Origin of the sequence: Azospira sp. I09 (genome assembly GCF_009177135.1) — a bacterium.
Classification (GTDB): domain Bacteria; phylum Pseudomonadota; class Gammaproteobacteria; order Burkholderiales; family Rhodocyclaceae; genus Azospira; species Azospira oryzae.
Map to the genome: position 1 here is coordinate 2,966,992 of NZ_AP021844.1, position 16,621 is coordinate 2,983,612.

15 protein-coding genes are annotated in these 16,621 nt (G+C 67.5%); 2 read left to right on the forward strand and 13 right to left on the reverse strand.

Going from position 1 to position 16,621, the window contains the following annotated elements:
- Positions 1-25: 25 nt before the first annotated feature.
- The 3 genes from AZSP09_RS13870 to AZSP09_RS13880 form a co-directional block, all read right to left on the reverse strand.
- The gene (locus tag AZSP09_RS13870; RefSeq protein WP_152090375.1) at positions 26-967 is read right to left on the reverse strand and encodes an IS1595 family transposase; all 942 of its coding nucleotides are present in this window, start codon (positions 965-967) and stop codon (positions 26-28) included.
- Between the two features lie 72 nt (positions 968-1,039).
- Positions 1,040-1,240: a hypothetical protein gene (locus AZSP09_RS13875; RefSeq protein WP_014235630.1), complete on the reverse strand. Its 201-nt coding sequence runs from the start codon at positions 1,238-1,240 to the stop codon at positions 1,040-1,042.
- 131 nt (positions 1,241-1,371) lie between these two features.
- A complete protein-coding gene (locus AZSP09_RS13880; protein ID WP_152090376.1) occupies positions 1,372-2,475 on the reverse strand; it encodes a hypothetical protein in 1,104 nt (367 codons plus the stop codon).
- 96 nt (positions 2,476-2,571) lie between these two features.
- Between AZSP09_RS13880 and AZSP09_RS13885 the strand changes: the two genes are divergently transcribed.
- Entirely contained in the window at positions 2,572-4,446 is a 1,875-nt protein-coding gene (locus AZSP09_RS13885) for a diguanylate cyclase (protein ID WP_152090377.1), read from the forward strand.
- A gap of 79 nt (positions 4,447-4,525) precedes the next feature.
- Here the strand turns inward: AZSP09_RS13885 and AZSP09_RS13890 are convergent, their stop codons facing one another.
- From AZSP09_RS13890 to AZSP09_RS13915, 6 genes are all read right to left on the reverse strand, one after another.
- Positions 4,526-5,002: a VOC family protein gene (locus tag AZSP09_RS13890; protein WP_014235627.1), complete on the reverse strand. Its 477-nt coding sequence runs from the start codon at positions 5,000-5,002 to the stop codon at positions 4,526-4,528.
- 317 nt (positions 5,003-5,319) lie between these two features.
- Positions 5,320-5,796: a nitrate reductase cytochrome c-type subunit gene (locus AZSP09_RS13895; protein WP_130459820.1), complete on the reverse strand. Its 477-nt coding sequence runs from the start codon at positions 5,794-5,796 to the stop codon at positions 5,320-5,322.
- Between the two features lie 10 nt (positions 5,797-5,806).
- Positions 5,807-6,727, reverse strand: a complete 921-nt coding sequence (gene napH, locus AZSP09_RS13900) for a quinol dehydrogenase ferredoxin subunit NapH (RefSeq protein WP_152090378.1) — start codon at positions 6,725-6,727, stop codon at positions 5,807-5,809.
- Complete coding sequence (gene napG / locus AZSP09_RS13905; RefSeq protein WP_152090379.1) at positions 6,724-7,704, reverse strand: ferredoxin-type protein NapG; 981 nt, start codon at positions 7,702-7,704, stop codon at positions 6,724-6,726. The genes napH and napG overlap by 4 nt, the downstream gene beginning before the upstream one ends.
- Positions 7,705-7,793: 89 nt before the next feature.
- On the reverse strand, positions 7,794-10,319 hold the full coding sequence (gene napA / locus AZSP09_RS13910) for a nitrate reductase catalytic subunit NapA (RefSeq protein WP_152090380.1): 2,526 nt from the start codon (positions 10,317-10,319) through the stop codon (positions 7,794-7,796).
- 1 nt (position 10,320) lies between these two features.
- On the reverse strand, positions 10,321-10,569 hold the full coding sequence (locus AZSP09_RS13915; protein WP_014235622.1) for a chaperone NapD: 249 nt from the start codon (positions 10,567-10,569) through the stop codon (positions 10,321-10,323).
- 301 nt (positions 10,570-10,870) lie between these two features.
- On the opposite strand from AZSP09_RS13915, the gene AZSP09_RS13920 reads away from it, so the two are divergent.
- A complete protein-coding gene (locus tag AZSP09_RS13920) occupies positions 10,871-13,072 on the forward strand; it encodes a putative bifunctional diguanylate cyclase/phosphodiesterase (protein WP_152090381.1) in 2,202 nt (733 codons plus the stop codon).
- A 51-nt stretch (positions 13,073-13,123) separates the two neighbouring features.
- Here AZSP09_RS13920 and queF read toward each other — a convergent pair whose 3' ends face one another.
- Genes queF through AZSP09_RS13940 form a run of 4 tightly spaced genes read right to left on the reverse strand, consistent with a single transcriptional unit; the run spans position 13,124 to position 16,605 of the window.
- Entirely contained in the window at positions 13,124-13,957 is an 834-nt protein-coding gene (gene queF, locus AZSP09_RS13925; RefSeq protein ID WP_152090382.1) for an NADPH-dependent 7-cyano-7-deazaguanine reductase QueF, read from the reverse strand.
- Between the two features lie 56 nt (positions 13,958-14,013).
- Positions 14,014-14,919 (reverse strand): bestrophin family protein, encoded by a 906-nt coding sequence (locus tag AZSP09_RS13930; protein ID WP_152090383.1) that lies wholly within the window; start codon positions 14,917-14,919, stop codon positions 14,014-14,016.
- Complete coding sequence (locus AZSP09_RS13935) at positions 14,916-15,767, reverse strand: TatD family hydrolase (RefSeq protein ID WP_152090384.1); 852 nt, start codon at positions 15,765-15,767, stop codon at positions 14,916-14,918. Before AZSP09_RS13935 ends, AZSP09_RS13930 begins: the two co-directional genes overlap by 4 nt.
- A 46-nt stretch (positions 15,768-15,813) precedes the next feature.
- Positions 15,814-16,605: an enoyl-CoA hydratase gene (locus AZSP09_RS13940; RefSeq protein WP_014235617.1), complete on the reverse strand. Its 792-nt coding sequence runs from the start codon at positions 16,603-16,605 to the stop codon at positions 15,814-15,816.
- Between the last annotated feature and the right edge of the window lie 16 nt (positions 16,606-16,621).

Here is a 16,621-nt window from a genome sequence, read left to right on the forward strand (position 1 = left end):
TTTGATTCCTTTCCTGTGCGACTCCTCATTGAGCAGTCGTTTCATAGGTTAACCGCTTGCCCTTCACACCCTGAAGCAGTTTTTCAGCCCGCTCCTGATCTTCGATACCGAGCGCCTTGCGATTGTTGTAGCGGAAATCGAATTCTGCAAGGTAGCGGTTCAGATGGTGGTGGCCACAGTGCTGATAGACGCCCTTCATGCCGCGCTTGAAGATCGAGAAGAAGCCCTCGATGGTGTTGGTGTGAATGGTGGGATCAATCTTGGATACGTATTCACCCATGCCATGCCGGGTAAAAGCGTGACCAGCGAAGTGCTGACCTACATTTTTGTACTGGCCGGCTTCGTCGGTCATGATCCGTGCTTCCCGGGCGATGTTTGCTTCCAGGATTGGGATCAGGGTCTTGGCTTTGAGGTCGTCCACCACCATGCTGCGGGCCTGGCCGCTAGTGCGGTCAACCAAGGACAGTACCTTGTTCTTGTGGTCGTAGCCGCGCCCCTTCTTCTCGCCCTTTGGCTTCTTGGTGTAGTCACGCCCAATGAAGGTTTCATCTACTTCCACTGGACCACCTTCGGAACCGAACGGGGAGAAGTCGCCGGAGCGCATGGCTTCCCGAATCCGGTGAGACATGAACCAGGCTGACTTGAGGGTGATGCCCAGGGTGCGGTGAAGCTGATTGGCACTGATTCCCTTCTTGCTAGAAGAGATCAGGAAGATGGCTTGGAGCCACAGCCGCATTGGGATGTGGCTAGACTCGAAGATGGTGCCAACTTTCACGGTGAAGGGCTTCCGGCAGTTGTAGCACTTGTAAGCGCCTATGCGAGTGCTCTTGCCCCCCATCTTGCTTATACGTTCCACACAGCCACAGTGAGGGCAGACCGGGCCACTGGGCCACAGACGGGATTCTACGAATTCGTAAGCAGCTTCTTCGTTGTGGAAGTACGGAGCAGATAGAATGGACGCACCCATGACAGCCTCCTTGAATATGCATTCAGTATAGGAGAGGTAAGTGGGTACGTCAAGTATAATATCGCCCTTTTTTTATGGCCGGACGTCGGCCCGGGCCTGCAGCACGGGATGGGGCGGGGCGGAGGGCGAGGCCAGGGTGCGCAGGGCGCCGTAGGCCAGGAAGGCGCCGAGGAGGGCGCACAGGGTGAAGAACAGCGCCAGCTCGCGGCGCAACAGGCGTTCGATCCTGGGCAGGGTGTCCCTGCCGGGCGGTACTAGCGGCATCTGGTTCATTTTTTTCTCCCTGGACTGGCTGCCCGCCTGCGCCGTCTGGCGGCGGGCCGGCAAGGCCAGTAAATACCCTGTTGCTTACATGGATATTACGGCGAGGGAGGGAGGCCGGTGGCGGCAGACGCGGTGCCGCGTCAGACCTGGGCCAGGATTTCCAGGATGTCCGTGGCTTCGGGCAGGGGTTGGGCCACCAGGAGAAAGTCGGCCATGGTGTCCAGTTCGGCCAGGGCCGCTTCCAGGGCCTCGCGGACTTCCGGGTGGTCGAAACCGTGGCCGGCCTGGGCCCGGACGATGGCCGCCGCCAGACCCTGGGCCAGGGCTTCGGCACTGTCCAGTTCCAGGTGGGCGGCGTGGTCCGCCAGGCAGTGGGCCGATTCGGCCAGGGCTTCCCCATCCGGTTCCAGGCAGGCCAGTTCCTCCCGCATCAGGGCCGCCTGCTCGCCGATTTCGCCGGCAAAGAGGCGCAGCAGGGTGGGCGAGACGGCGGGACGCTGGCTTTCCCGGCATTCGGCCAGGCGCTGGGCGACGTGGGCCACCCGTTCGGCGAAGACCGGCAGGCCCAGGTCCCGGGTGTCGCCGAGCAGTTCCAGGGCGGCGGCGATGGCGGCGCGCAGGTAGGGGTCCTCGGCCGCCTCCGGGGCGTCGAGAAGGTCGCCGACGCCGGCCAGGGATTCGGCCAGGTGCAGGGTCTCCGGCAGGTTGAGGCTCATGGCGGCGGCGCAGAGGTCGATCAGGGCCCGCCGGAAGGGAGCCAGATCGCCGCTGCCGCGCCCGTTCCAGGCGGCCACGGCGGCGTTGCCGGCGGCGCTCCAGGCGGCTACCGCCTCAGCGTCCAGGTCCGGGGCCTCGGGCTTGGCCATCAGGGAAATCAGTTCGGTCACCGGCGGCAGCTGGCCGGCACCCTGGCGGATGCACTGCTGCAGTTCCTCGGCCAGGCCGCCCTCGGGGGCTTCGCTGCCATTCAGGGCGGCCCGCATCTGCAGGTCGATGCGGGCGCAGAGGCGGCGGGATTCCGCATCCACTGCCAGGGTGCCGTCGGAGATGGCGCGCAGGAACACTTCGGCACTGTGCCAGAAGGGGGCGAAGTCGCCGCCGGCGGCGGCTTCCAGGTGGCGCACCGCGGCCCGCATCTCCGGCAGTCCGGCCGGGTCCCCCGGCTGTTGCAGCCAGGCCAGCATGCCCCGCTGGTAACGGCTGCGGGCCTGACGCTGGGAGGGGGAGGGCGGGGCAACGCTCATGGCAGGGGCGGAAGGATCGGTGGATGGGGCATTTTACTCCTCTGCCCGGGGACGTCTGTGGTTAGAATGCGGGCATAAATACAAGCGGAGACATCCGTGTTCCACTCCCCCTCGGCTCCCAGAGACCGCCCGGCCTTGCTGTGGCAGGCCCTCCTGTTTTTTCTGCTCCTGCTGCCTGCCGCCGTCCGGGCCCATCCCCTGGTGCTGGATCAGGACGACGGCAGCTTTGCTCTGGTGCCCCACGTGGAAGTGCTGGAAGACCCGGGCGGCAAGCTCGACCTGGCCGCCGTGCGGCAGGCCGCCGCCGCAGGCCGCTTCGCGCCGGCCCATGCCCTGGGCGAATTGAACTTCGGCTATTCCTCCTCTGCCTTCTGGCTGCGCATTCCCCTGGAGTCCCGCCTGCAGCGTTCCAGCCCGTGGCTGCTGGAGATCGCCTTTCCCTCCCTCGACCGGGTGGAGCTATTCCTGCCCCGGGCCGACGGCCGCGTCGACTACCAATTAACCGGGGACCGCCTGCCCTTTGCCGAACGCCCCTATCCCAACCGCAATCTGGTGCTGCCCCTGGAGCTGGCGCCCGGGGAATCCCTCGCCCTCTATCTGCGGGTGGAGTCGGAGGGCAGCCTGACTTTGCCCCTGACCCTGTGGACGCCGGATGCCTTCCGCCTGCACAACCAGGACGCCTACGCCGGCTTCTCCCTCTACTACGGCATGCTGCTGGCCCTGGGCCTGTACAACCTGCTGCTCTTCTTCGCCCTGCGGGAGCGCATCTATCTGGTCTATGTGGCCTTCGCCGTGAGCATGGCGGTGGGCCAGCTGTCCCTCAACGGCCTGGGCAACGAATACATCTGGCCGGCCTTCCCCGCCTGGGGCAATGTGGCCCTGCCCTCGGGCTTTGCCGCCACCGGCTTCTTCGGCGCCATTTTTACCCGCCTCTTCCTCAATACCCGGCACAGCAATCCCCGGGCCGACAAGCTGATCCTGGCCCTGGCCGCCGGCTTTGCCGTGGCCGCCCTGGGGCCGGCCCTGCTGCCTTACCGCTGGGCCGCCATCCTCACCTCCCTGCTGGGTGCCGCCTTTTCCGCCGTGGCCGTGGCGGTGGGCGTCCATGCCCAGCTGCGGCGCCACCCGGGGGCCCGCTACTTCCTCCTGGCCTGGTCCCTGCTGCTGGTGGGGGTGGGCATGATGGCCCTGCGCAACCTGGGCTGGCTGCCCACCACCCTGTTCACTTCCTACGGCATGCAGATCGGTTCGGCCCTGGAGATGCTGCTGCTCTCCTTTGCCCTGGCCGACCGCATCCAGGCCGAGCGCCTGGCCCGGGAACTGGCCCAGGGCGAGGCTCTCCACAGCAAGCAGGACCTGGTCAACGCCCTGCGCAGCAATGAGCAACTGCTGGAGGCCCGGGTGGCGGAACGGACCCGGGACCTGGCCGCCGCCAACGATCGCCTGCTGGCCAACGAGCAGCAGTTGCAGCGCATGGCGCGGCACGATCCCCTGACCGGGCTGGCCAACCGTCTGCTGCTCGACGACCGTATCAGCCACGGTCTGGCGGTGGGGCGGCGCAACGGCACCCGTCTGGCCCTGCTGCTGATCGACCTGGACGGCTTCAAGCCGATCAACGATAAGCATGGTCATGCCGTGGGCGACCAGTTGCTGGTGGTGCTGGCGGACCGCCTGCAACGCTCGGTGCGGGCGGTGGATACGGTGGCGCGCCTGGGCGGTGACGAGTTCGTGCTGGTGCTGGAGGATCTGGCGGCGGTGGAGGACGGGCGCCAGGTAGCGGCCAAGGTGGTGGCGGAAATGAGCCGGCCGGTGGTGCTGGAGGGGCGGGAACTGCTGGTCTCCGCCAGCGCCGGCCTGGCCTTCTATCCGGAGGACGGGGAGGACGCCCAGACCCTGCTCAGGCGGGCCGACGAGGCTATGTACGAAGCCAAGCGGGCCGGCCGCAACACCTTCCGTCAGGTGGGCCAGTAGGGCGTTGCGGGCAGCGTGAACGTGCAAAAGGCCGCCCGTGGGCGGCCTTTTCATTGCGAAAGCCTGTGGGCGGCGCTGCTCAGCCGGCCAGCTTGGCGAAGGCGTCCACCACTTCGGCGGGAGCCTGCACCAGCTCGATCAGCACGCCTTCGCCGCCGATGGGGGATTCCTCGTTGCCCTTGGGGTGCAGGAAGCAGATGTCGAAACCGGCCGCGCCCTTGCGGATGCCGCCGGGGGCGAAGCGCACGCCGTTGGCCGTCAGCCATTCCACGGCCTTGGGCAGGTCGTCGATCCACAGGCCCACGTGGTTGAGGGGGGTGGTGTGCACCGCCGGCTTCTTTTCCGGGTCCAGGGGCTGCATCAGGTCCACTTCGACCTTGAAGGGGCCCTTGCCCATGGCGCAGATGTCCTCGTCCACGTTTTCCCGCTCGGAGACGAAATTGCCGGTGACTTCCAGGCCCAGCATGTCGACCCACAGGGTCTTCAGCTTGTCCTTGGAAGGGCCGCCGATGGCGATCTGCTGGATGCCGAGAACTTTGAAGGGACGCTGGGACATGGAGAGGCTCCTGAAATCGGTGGAATTAAAAATACATAATTATACAGAGCGGACCGCCGCCCAGGGAGAGGGGCGAGCGGTACTCGGGGCCGGAATCCGGGGTGGAGCCCGGGCGGGCTCCCGGGACCATGTTCCAGGGCGGACACCGGCCCCGGGCGGACGGAGGAGGATGCCGCCTCACGCCACCTGTCCGGCACGATGGGGCGCGAAAAAAAAAGCGGAGCCCCGCCGCCGCAGGTGCTCCGCTTCCCTCTGTAACCGGGCGGACCCGGAAGTGATGGCAATCGCCGTTGCTGCCGGCAGGCGTAACGGTCTGCTTATTTCTTCTTGGCCTTGGCGTCCTTGCTGGCGGCGATGTTGCCGACGAAGGTGTTTTCCACCAGGGGCGGAGCATCCACCTGGGGCACGTGGCACTGCACGCAGTTGTGGCGCAGGTGGGTGACTTCGGCGTGCTGCTTGCCTTCCCGGTCGATGAAGTGGCTCTCGCCGATCTTCGGGGCCTTCTTCTCCTTGTACTTCTCCGGACCGTGGCAGGTCAGGCACTGGTTCTCTTCCAGGGTGATCTCGTCGAAGTTGTCCACCGCATGGGGGATCACCGGCGGCTGCTCCTTGTAGGTGCGGGCGATGGGCTGTTGCAGGCCCGGCTTCTTGCCGGCGTAGGCCTTCACCTCGGGGGCCGGGTCGCCGGCGGGAATGTCGGCGCCGCGCATGGTCTTGGGCGCATCGGCGGCCTGGGCCAGGCAGGCGAAGGAGGCGGCCAGGATGGCCAGGGTCAGTTTGTGCAGTCGGTTCATGGTCGGCTCCTCAATGGATGGTCTTGCGATGGTCTGTCTGGCCTTCGGCCTCCCCGGCCGGGGCGCAGCGCTGGGTGTGCTGGTTGAAGCGGCTGCCGAAGACGAAGACGTCCTTGGCGCAAACGTCGATGCAGCGGCCGCAGTTGGTGCAGGCAGAGGCCAGGATGACCGGGCCGGTGCCGTTGGCCTCGCCCTTGAGGGCGGGGCGGATGACCTGGGGTTCGGGGCAGGCGGCGAAGCAGTCCATGCAGTCGTCGCAGTCCTGGCGCCGCCGGGCGCTGACCCGCAGCAGGCTGGTGCGGCCGAGCAGGCTGTAGAAGGCGCCCACCGGGCACAGGTGACCGCACCAGCCCCGGCTCATGATCAGCAGGTCCAGCAGGAAAATGGCGAGGACCACGGTCCAGGCGGCGCCCAGGCCGAAGATGAGGCCCCGGTGCAGCATGGATACCGGATTGATCAGCTCCCAGGCCAGGCCGGCGCCGGCCAGGGGCAGCAGCAGGGTCAGCCCCAGGATCCAGTAGCGGCTGCGGCGGCTGATGTGGGCGCTGCCCTTGAGACCGAGGCGCTCCCGCAGCCAGCCGGCCAGGTCGGTGACCAGGTTCATGGGGCAGACCCAGGAGCAATACACCCGGCCGCCCACCAGCAGGTAGAAGGCGAGCACGATGGCGGCGCCGAGCAGGGCCAGGCCCTCGGGGCGATGGCCGGAGAACAGCACCTGCAGTACCAGCAGGGGATCGGCCAGGGGCAGGGTGTCCAGGGTCAGGCTGTAGCTGAGGTTGCCCTTGACCAGCCACAGGCCGGCCAGGGGGCCGAGCAGGAACAGGCCCAGGATGCCGAACTGGGACAGGCGCCGCAGCAGCAGCCAGCGGTTGGCGCCGAGTCGGCCCTTGGCGGCCAGGGCGGCGGGGAAACGGGGAGAGAGGAAGCTCATCGCGCCGCCTCGTCGGAAAGCCGGTTGGGCAGGCCGCCACCGGGGATGTTCTGGGGTATGGCCGGAACGCCCGGTCCATGGGCATCGGCACCGGGGATGCTCGGCGCCAGGCTATCGACGCCGCTGCCCGGGGTGGCCGGCTTGCCGGGGACGAGGGACGGGCCTCCCTGGCTGGCCGGGTCGAAGTGGCCCTCCAGGCGGGCGCCTTCAGGCATGCGGTCCGGCAGGTCGCCCAGGCCCTTGTCGTCCACCAGGGAATGGCCGGCCTTCTGTTCTTCCTCCCAGCCGACCCGGTAGTGCTGGCCCAGCTCGCCCTTGGCCAGGGGCACGGGCAGGACCTTGATGGCGGCGGTTTCGAGGACGCAGGAGCGCTCGCATTTGCCGCAGCCCGTACAGTGCTCGGAATGCACCGCGGGAATGAACATGCTGTGGCGGCCGGTGCGGGTGTTGGGGCGCAGCTCCAGGGTGATGGCCTTGTCGATCACCGGGCACACCCGGTAGCAGACGTCGCAGCGCAGGCCGAGGAAATTGAGGCAGGTCTCCTGGTCGAGCAGGACCGCCAGGCCCATGCGGGCCTGGTTGATGTCGGTGAGGCCGTGGTCCAGGGCGCCGGTGGGGCAGGCCTTGACGCAGGGGATGTCCTCGCACATCTCGCAGGGCACCTGGCGGGCGACGAAGTAGGGCGTGCCGGTGGAGACCGGCTGCTCCGGCCGGGCCAGGGACAGGGTGCCATAGGGACAGTCGCGCACGCACAGGCCGCAACGGATGCAGGCACCGAGAAAGTCCTCCTCCGCACCGGCACCGGGCGGGCGCAGGGCTGCCGGCGGCAGGGCCCGGGCCTGCTTGGCGTGGAAGCCCAGACCGAGACCCAGCAGCCCGACGCCGCAGGCCATGCGGCCGGCGTCGGCGAAGAACTGGCGCCGGGCCGCCGCAGCCTTGTCGGACTTGGCAGGAGGGGAGTTGGAAAGATCGCTCATGGCGTGACCGGCGGCGGGAACCGACTGGGGGCGGACTTCGCTGTCCGCCCCGCCGGCCTCCCTGATGCCTTATCCGGTTGTGTAGGTGCTTAGGCCTTGACCACCTTGCAGGCGCACTTCTTGAAGTCCGTCTCTTTCGAGATGGGGCAGGTGGCGTCCAGGGTCAGCTTGTTCACCAGCCGGTGCTCGTCGAAGAAGGGCACGAAGACCAGGCCCAGGGGCGGCTTGTTGCGGCCCCGGGTTTCCACCCGGGTGGAAATCTCGCCGCGGCGGGACTGCACCTTGACCGTGTCGCCGCGCTGCAGGCCGCGCTTCTTGGCGTCTTCCGGATGCATGTAGATCCAGGCGTCGGGCATGGCCTTGTACAGCTCGGGCACGCGCCGGGTCATGGAGCCGGTGTGCCAGTGCTCCAGCACGCGGCCGGTACAGAGCCACAGGTCGTACTCGGCATCCGGCTGCTCGGCGGCAGGCTGGTAGGGCAGGGCGAAGACCACCGCCTTGCCGTCGGGGAAGCCGTAGAAGCGCACCTTCTCGCCGGCCTTGACGTAGGGGTCGTAGCCTTCGCGGAAGCGCCACAGGGTTTCCTTGTTGTCCACCACCGGCCAGCGCAGGCCGCGGGCCTTGTGATAGGTGTCGAAGGCGGCCAGGTCGTGGCCATGGCCGCGGCCGAAGGCAGCGTACTCCTCGAACAGGCCCTTCTGCAGGTAGAAGCCGAGGACCTTGCCTTCCTCGTTCTCGAAGCCCTTCAGCTGGTCGGAGACGGGGAACTTGTTCACTTCGCCGTTGGCGTAGAGCACGTCATAGAGGGTCTTGCCCTTGTACTCGGGGGCCTTGTCCAGCAGTTCGGCGGGCCACACTTCCTCCATCTTGAAGCGCTTGGAGAATTCCACGTACTGCAGCACGTCGGAGCGGGCCTGGCCCTGGGGCTTGACCTGCTGGCGCCAGAACTGGGTGCGGCGCTCGGCGTTGCCGTAGGCGCCTTCCTTTTCCATCCACATGGCGGAGGGCAGGATCAGGTCGGCGGCCAGGGCGGAGACGGTGGGATAGACGTCGGAGTGCACCACGAAGGCGGCCGGATTGCGCCAGCCCGGGTAGACCTCGCCGTTGATGTTGGGGCCGGCCTGCATGTTGTTGGTGGTGGTGGACCAGAAGAAGGCCACCTTGCCATCCTTCAGGGCGCGGCTCTGGGCCACGGCGTGCAGACCCACCCAGTCGGGGATGGTGCCGGCGGGCAGCTTCCACAGCTTCTCGGTGATTTCCCGGTGCTTGGGATTGACCACCACCATGTCGGCGGGCAGGCGATGGGCGAAGGTGCCCACTTCCCGGGCCGTGCCGCAGGCGGAAGGCTGGCCGGTGAGGGAGAAGGGGCCGTTGCCAGGCTCGGAGATCTTGCCCACCAGCAGGTGCACGTTGTAGATCATGTTGTTCACCCAGGTGCCCCGGGTGTGCTGGTTGAAGCCCATGGTCCAGTAGGAGACGACCTTCACCTTGGGATCGGCATAGGCCTTGGCCAGGGCTTCCAGGTTTTCCTTGGGCACGCCGGAAATCTCGTGGGTCTTGTCCAGGGTGTACTCGGCGACGAAGGCCTTGAACTCGTCGAAGGAGATGTCGGTGGCCTTGTTGGGGTCGCCCTTGGGTTTGCCGTCCGGGCCCGGGTAGCCGTTGTTGCCGGCGGCCTGTTCCAGGGGGTGGTTGGGACGCAGGCCGTAGCCGATGTCGGTGACGCCCTTCTTGAACTTGACGTGGTTCTTGACGAAGTCCTGGTTCACCGCGCCGTTCTGGATGATGTAGTTGGCGATGTAGTTGAGGATGGCCAGGTCGGACTGGGGCTTGAAGATCAGCTCGTTGTCGGCCAGCTCGCAGGAGCGGTGGGTGAAGGTGGACAGCACGTGAATCTTGACGTGCTTGGCGTTGAGGCGGCGGTCGGTGATGCGGGACCAGAGGATGGGGTGCATCTCCGCCATGTTGGAGCCCCACAGGGCGAACACGTCGGCGTGCTCCGCATCGTCATAGCAGCCCATGGGCTCGTCGATGCCGAAGGTGCGCATGAAGCCAGCCACGGCGGAAGCCATGCAGTGGCGGGCATTGGGGTCCAGGTTGTTGGAGCGGAAACCGGCCTTCCACAGCTTGGCGGCGGCATAGCCTTCCCAGATGGTCCACTGGCCGGAGCCGAACATGGCGATGTTGCGCGGGCCGCCGGCCTTGAGGGCTGCCTTGCACTTCTCGGCCATGATGTCGTAGGCCTGGTCCCAGGAAATGGGGGTGAAGTCGCCGTTCTTGTCGTACTGGCCGTTCTTCATGCGCAGCAGGGGCTGGGTCAGGCGGTCCTTGCCGTACATGATCTTGGAGAGGAAGTAACCCTTGATGCAGTTGAGGCCCCGGTTTACCGGCGCTTCCGGATCGCCCTGGGTGGCCACCACGCGGCCGTCCTTGGTGCCCACCAGGACACCGCAGCCGGTGCCGCAGAAGCGGCAGACGCCCTTGTCCCAGCGGATGCCGTCATTCTTCGGCTGCTGCGCCAGGGCTTCGGATACGCCGGGCACCGCCATGCCGGCGGCGTTGGCGGCGGCGGCGACGGCGCTGCTCTTGATAAAGTCGCGACGGGTCAGGTTCATCTCAGGACTCCTTCTCGGGATCAGGTTCGAAGTGGTGATACACCATGGCCAGGGACATGACGCCCGGCAGCTGCTGTATCGCCTCGTAGGTTTGGGTGGTTTCCCGGTCGCCGTCGCTCTCGATGGTGACGATCATGCGGCCCTCTTCGGAGACGGCGTGGACCTCCACGCCCGCCAAGGTCGCCAGACCCGCCTCGACGGCCGCGATCTGCTGCGGCCCGGCGTTGACCAGAATGCTGGAAATATTCACGGATGATTCCCCCAATCGGCAGGCACGGCTCGAAGGGCCGGCTCAAGGTTCGACCACTCTATGCCCCTACGGAAACCCAGGTTTATGATGTGAATCAAAAGCGAAAAAAAGCCCCCGCAGGATGTAGGTGATTTGAAAAGTCACCGGGCTTCGGTTAGCCTGATCGGGCTTTGCCTGGTGCGGTTTTCCGCCGCATCGGGGTTAATGAGAATGACCCACAACAAGGCCCGCCCCATGTCGGCAGGCCGGCGGTTCGAGTAACAGCCCCGATTCCCCAGAAGGCTTGTTTTCCCACCCACCCATGTCCCGGCCCCTGCCCATTCTCTCGACGCCCGCAGCCGCCCCCCCGGAGGCCGCTCCCCTGACCCGCTACAGCCCCATTCCCTGGGGCCTGGTGATCGTCCTTTCCCTGCTTTTCGTCGTGGTCTGGCTGCTGCCGCCCCTGGGCGGACTCAAGCAGAGCGACACCATCTTCCCCCTGACCCTGCACACGGTGATGGAGAGCTTCTCCTTCGTCGTCTCCGTGCTGGTCTTCGCCGTATCCTGGCATGCCTACAGCCGGGAGCGGGCGGGCAACCTGATGATCCTGGCCTGCGGCTTCCTCGCCGTGGCCCTGCTGGATTTCGGCCATACCCTCTCCTACCGGGGCATGCCCGACTTCGTCACCCCCTCCTCGCCCCAGAAGGCCATCATCTTCTGGCTGGCGGCCCGCTATGTGGCGGCCCTGACCCTGCTCACCATCGCCCTGCGCCCCTGGCAGCCCCTGGCCCGCCCCCGGGACCGCTACCGGCTGATGCTGTGGGCCCTGCTGGTGACCGCCGCGGTGTTCGTCTCGGAGCTTTACCTGCCGGATTTCTGGCCCACCATGTTCGTGCCCGGGGTGGGCCTCACCGGTCTCAAGATCGCCGCCGAATACGGCCTCATCGCCATCCTCGGCGCCACCGCGGTGATCCTCTATCCGAAGACCCAGGGCAAGCCCGCCTTCGACGCCGCCAACCTGTTTACCGCGGTGCTCATCACCATCCTCTCGGAGCTGTGCTTCACCCTGTACTCCAACGTCAATGACGTGTTCCAGCTGCTCGGCCACACCTACAAGGTCATCGCCTATTTCTGGATCTACAAGGCAGTGTTCGTCTCCAGCGTGCGCGATCCCTACCTGCGCCTGAGCCTGGAGATGGCCGAGCGCCAGGCGGCGGAGGCGCGCATCCAGTTCCTCGCCTACCACGACCCCCTGACCGAACTGCCCAACCGCATCCTGGTGCGGGAACGTTTCGAGCGGGCGGTGGAGCGGGCCCGGGACCAGTCCTCCCGGGTGGGCCTGGTCTATATCGATCTGGACAATTTCAAGACGGTGAACGACTCCCTCGGCCACACCCTGGGCGACCTGCTGCTGCAGGCCATCGGCCAGCGCCTGCAGTCCCTGGTGCCGGCCGGCAGCACGGTCAGCCGCCAGGGTGGCGACGAGTTCCTCATCCTGCTGGAAGACCTGGAGCAGTCCCGGCTGGCGGAGAGCCTGGTGAGCCGCATCGTGGAGCAGATGCAGGCGCCCTTCGAAATCCAGGGCCACGACCTGTCCACCTCCGTTTCCATCGGCGTTTCCCTTTTCCCCGACGACGGCGGCGATTTCGACACCCTGCTGAAAAAGGCGGATACGGCCATGTACCGGGCCAAGGGCGCCGGCCGCAACGGCTACCGCTTTTTCGACCGGGAAATGGACAAGGACGTGGGCGAGCGCCTGCGCCTGAGTAACGACCTGCGCCTGGCCCTGGCGCGCAACGAGTTCGTGCTGCACTACCAGCCCCAGATCGATTTGCGCACCCAGGAAGTGATCGGTGCCGAGGCCCTGATCCGCTGGCAGCATCCGGAACTGGGCCTGCTGGCCCCGGGCCGCTTCATCGGCATCGCCGAGGACACGGGCCTGATCGTGCCCATCGGCGAATGGGTGATCCGCATGGCCTGCCATCAGGCCGCCGCCTGGCAGCGGGCCGGCCTGCCGCCCCTGGTGGTGGCGGTCAATCTTTCCGCCGTGCAGTTCATGCGCGGCGACCTGGTGGGCACGGTGGCCAGCGCCCTGGCCACCTCCGCCCTGCCTTCCCGCTGTCTGGAACTGGAACTGACCGAATCGATCCTGATCCAGGATGCGGAGAACATCCTGGGCACGGTGCAGCGCCTCAACGCCATTGGTGTGCAGATGTCCATCGACGACTTCGGCACCGGCTATTCCAGCCTTTCCTACCTGAAGCGCTTCGCCGTGGACAAACTGAAGGTGGACCAGTCCTTCGTGCGCGACCTCTGCAGCGATCCGGACGACGCCGCCATCGTGCGGGCTATCATCCAGCTGGCCCGCAGCCTGGGCCTGAAGACCATCGCCGAAGGGGTAGAAACGGCGGAAATCCTCGCCCTGCTGCAGGAGCTGGGCTGCGACGAAGCCCAGGGCTACTACTTCGCCAAGCCCCTGCCGGCGGACAACTTCAGCGCCTTCCTCAGCCAGCGCCTGTCCTGACGGTCCGGCGCTGCCGCAGCGCCGGCAGCCCCCATTTCCCCCAACTGAAAACTACTGCCGCACTTCCCGGATGTTGTCGGGCGGCAGGAACTCGCCGCTGCTGCGGAAGGGATTGATGTCCAGGCCGCCGCGCCGGGTGTAGCGGGCATACACGGCCAGGGACTGGGGCGCGCAGCGGGCGCTGATGTCGCAGAAGATGCGCTCGACGCACTGCTCATGGAACTCGTTGTGGCCGCGGAAGGACACGATGTAGCGCAGCAGGGCGGCGCGGTCGATGGCCGGGCCCCGGTAGCGCACCACCACCATGCCCCAGTCGGGCTGGCCGGTGACCAGGCAGTTGGATTTGAGCAGGTGGGAATAGAGGGTTTCCTCGACGCTGCGGCCGGCATCGGCCTGCAGCAGTTCCGGCGCCGGCTGGTAGCGGTCGCACTCGATGTCCAGCTCGTCCAGCAGGATGCCCGAGGGGTAATCCACCCGGGGCCGCGGCTGGGCAGCCAGAGGCTCCAGCTGCACCGTCACCTGGCCGCCGGCGGCGGCGGAAAGATCCCGGACCAGGGTGGCGGCCACCGTTTGCGCGTCGGCGAAGGCGCTCTGGTTGAAGGAATTCAGGTACAGCTTGAAGGACTTGGATTCGATCAGGTGCGGCGTCTGCGCCGGGATGCGGAAGGTGCCCAGGGCCACCACCGGCTTGCCCCGGGGATTGAGCCAGGAAATCTCGTAGGCGTTCCACAGGTCCTCGCCGACGAAGGGCAGGCGGGCCGGGTCGATGCCGATCTCGTCCCGCTTCAGCTGGCGGGGAATGGGAAAGAGCAGTTCCGGGGCGTAATGGCAGCGGTACTCGCTGGCCTTGCCGAGAGGGGAGAGGGCGCTGGGATCGATGGTCATGGGGCGGATTTTACCCCCAGGCGGAGGCAGGCCCCAGCATCGGCCGTGAGCGCCGCCTAGAGCAGCACGTAGCCCTGGGGCTGCAGCAGGGGCGGCAGGTCGGTCTCGCCCAGGGCTTCGCCCAGGTCCCCTTCCAGCATGCGCACCATGGCGTCCAGGGGCAGGTCGTTTTCCAGGGTGCCGAAGGGCTCTTCCAGCTCGTCCCCCAGTGCGTCCAGGCCGAAGAAGGTGTAGGCCAGCACCGCCGTCAGCAGGGGGGTGGCCCAGCCGACGGAGCGGGCCAGGCCGAAGGGCAGCAGCAGGCAGAAGAGGTGGGCGGTGCGGTGCAGCAGCAGGGTGTAGGCGAAGGGCAGGGGGGTGAAGCGGATGCGCTCGCAGGCGGCCTGGATGCCGGAGAGGGCGTGCAGGCGCTGGGTCAGGCCCTGGTAGACGATGTCGCCGAGGCCGTCCCGTTGCCGGGCCTGGACCAGGTCGTGGCCGCACTGGCGCAGCAGGGCATCGGCCGGATTGCGGCTCTGGGCAAGGCGCTCGGCCTCGCTGGGAGGCAGGAAGGGTGCCGCTTCCAGGGCTGCGTCCCGGCCCCGCAGGCGGGCGGCCAGGGCGTGGGCGAAGGCCAGGCTGCGGCGCACCAGGAGGCGCCGGGGTTCCGCCTCCAGCACCAGGCTATCCCGGGCCAGGGAGCGCAGTTCGACGATGAGGCCGCCCCACTGCTTGCGTGCTTCCCACCAGCGGTCGTAGCAGGCGCTGTTGCGAAAGCCGAGGAAGATGGAAAAGGCCAGGCCGAGCAGGGCGAAGGGGGCGGCGGAATAGTCGGGGAAGAGGTGGCCGAAGTGCTGGGCGCCCCAGGTGATGAGCACGGCGAAGCTGGTGGTGAAGACGATCTGGGGCAGCACGTGGGGCACCACCGAGCCGCGCCAGATGAAAAAGAGACGGAGCAGGCTGGGGCGTTCGCGGACGATCATGTCGAGGCAGTCGGTGGAGTGGTGGTCGGGGTGGCGCTCGCCAGTGCGGCCAGGCCGGGCAGGGCGGCGCGGGCGTTGGCGCCGGTGGCGGCGATCAGCTCGGCTGTGGGCATGCCCCGCAGCTCGGCCAGGAGGGCGGCGAAGCGGGGCAGGTAGGCGGGCTTGTTGCGCCGGTCCGGGCTCGCCGCGGTGAGAAAGGCCGGGGGAATGTCGGGGGCGTCCGTTTCCAGGACCAGGGCTTCCAGGGGCAGGGTGGCGGCCAGTTCCCGGATGCGGGTGGAGCCGCTGAAGGTCATGGCGCCGCCGAAGCCCAGCTTGAAGCCGAGCTTGATGAATTCGTCGGCCTGCTGCCGGCTGCCGTTGAAGGCATGGGCGATGCCGCCCCGGGGCCGGTAGCGGCGCAGCTGCTTGAGAATGGGGTCCAGGGCCCGGCGCACGTGGAGGATCACCGGCAGGTCGAACTCCACGGCAAGCTGCAGCTGTTCGGCGAAGAAGTGCTGCTGCCGCGCCAGGGCCTCGCCCTGCTGCAGTTCGGGCACGTACAGGTCGAGGCCGATCTCGCCCACCGCCAGCGGCGCCAGGGGGCCATCCCGCTCCTCGGCCAGCCAGCGGCGCAGGGTGGAGAGGTCTTCCTCCCGGGCCGCCGGCGTGTACAGGGGATGGATGCCGTAGGCCGGCGCGCAGCCCGGGTAGGCGAGGCAGCAGGCGCGCACCTCGGCGAAGGTGGCGGCGGCCACTGCCGGCACCACCATGGCCTGTACACCAGCAGTGACGCCATCCTGGAAGATGGCCTCCCGGTCAGGGGCGAATTCCGCCGCGTCCAGGTGGCAGTGGGTGTCGATCAGCATGGAATCTGGCTGTCCGGGCAGGCCGGGGGGAGAGTCCCGCCCTGCCTTACTTCTGGCCGAAGGCAGGTTTGCGCTTTTCCAGGAAGGCGCCCAGGCCTTCGGCGAAGTCGGGATGGACGGAGCAGGCGGCGAAGTTGCCCTGTTCGGCGAACAGCTGCTCCGGCAGGGAATTGCCGCTGGAAGCCTGCAGCAGGGCCTTGGTGCGGGCCAGGGCCTGGCGCGGACCGGCGGCCAGGCGGCGGGCCAGCTTGGCGCTCTCGGCCTCCAGCTCGGCGGCGGGCACCACCCGGTTGATGAGGCCCCACTCCCTGGCCTGGGCGGCATCGAAACGGTCCCCCAGCAGGGCGATCTCGGCGGCCCGCTTGGCCCCCACGGCCCGGGGCAGGAACCAGGTGGCGCCGCCGTCGGGGGAAAGGCCGATGTGGCAGTAGGCCAGGGTGAAATAGGCGTTGTCGGCGGCCACCGCCAGGTCGCAGGCCAGCATCAGGGACAGGCCGAAGCCGGCGGCGGCACCGCTGACCGAGGCCACTACGGGTTTGCCCATGCGGCGCACCTGCAGGGTGGTGGCGTGCACGGCGGCGATGGTCTGTTCGAAGAGGGCCTGGCGTTCCGCCGGGGGCAGGGCCAGCTGGCTGTGGAACCACTTGAGGTCGCCGCCGGCCATGAAGTGCTCGCCGCCGCGCAGGACCACGGCGCCGACGGCCTCGTCGTGCTCGGCCCGGGCGGTGGCGGCGCGCAGGTCCTCGATCATGGCCAGGTTGAGGGCGTTGAGGGCCTCGGGGCGGTTCAGGGTCAGGGTCAGGACCCCGTCCTCCAGGTGGGAAAGCACGGTGCTCATGGGTTGTCTCCTTTGG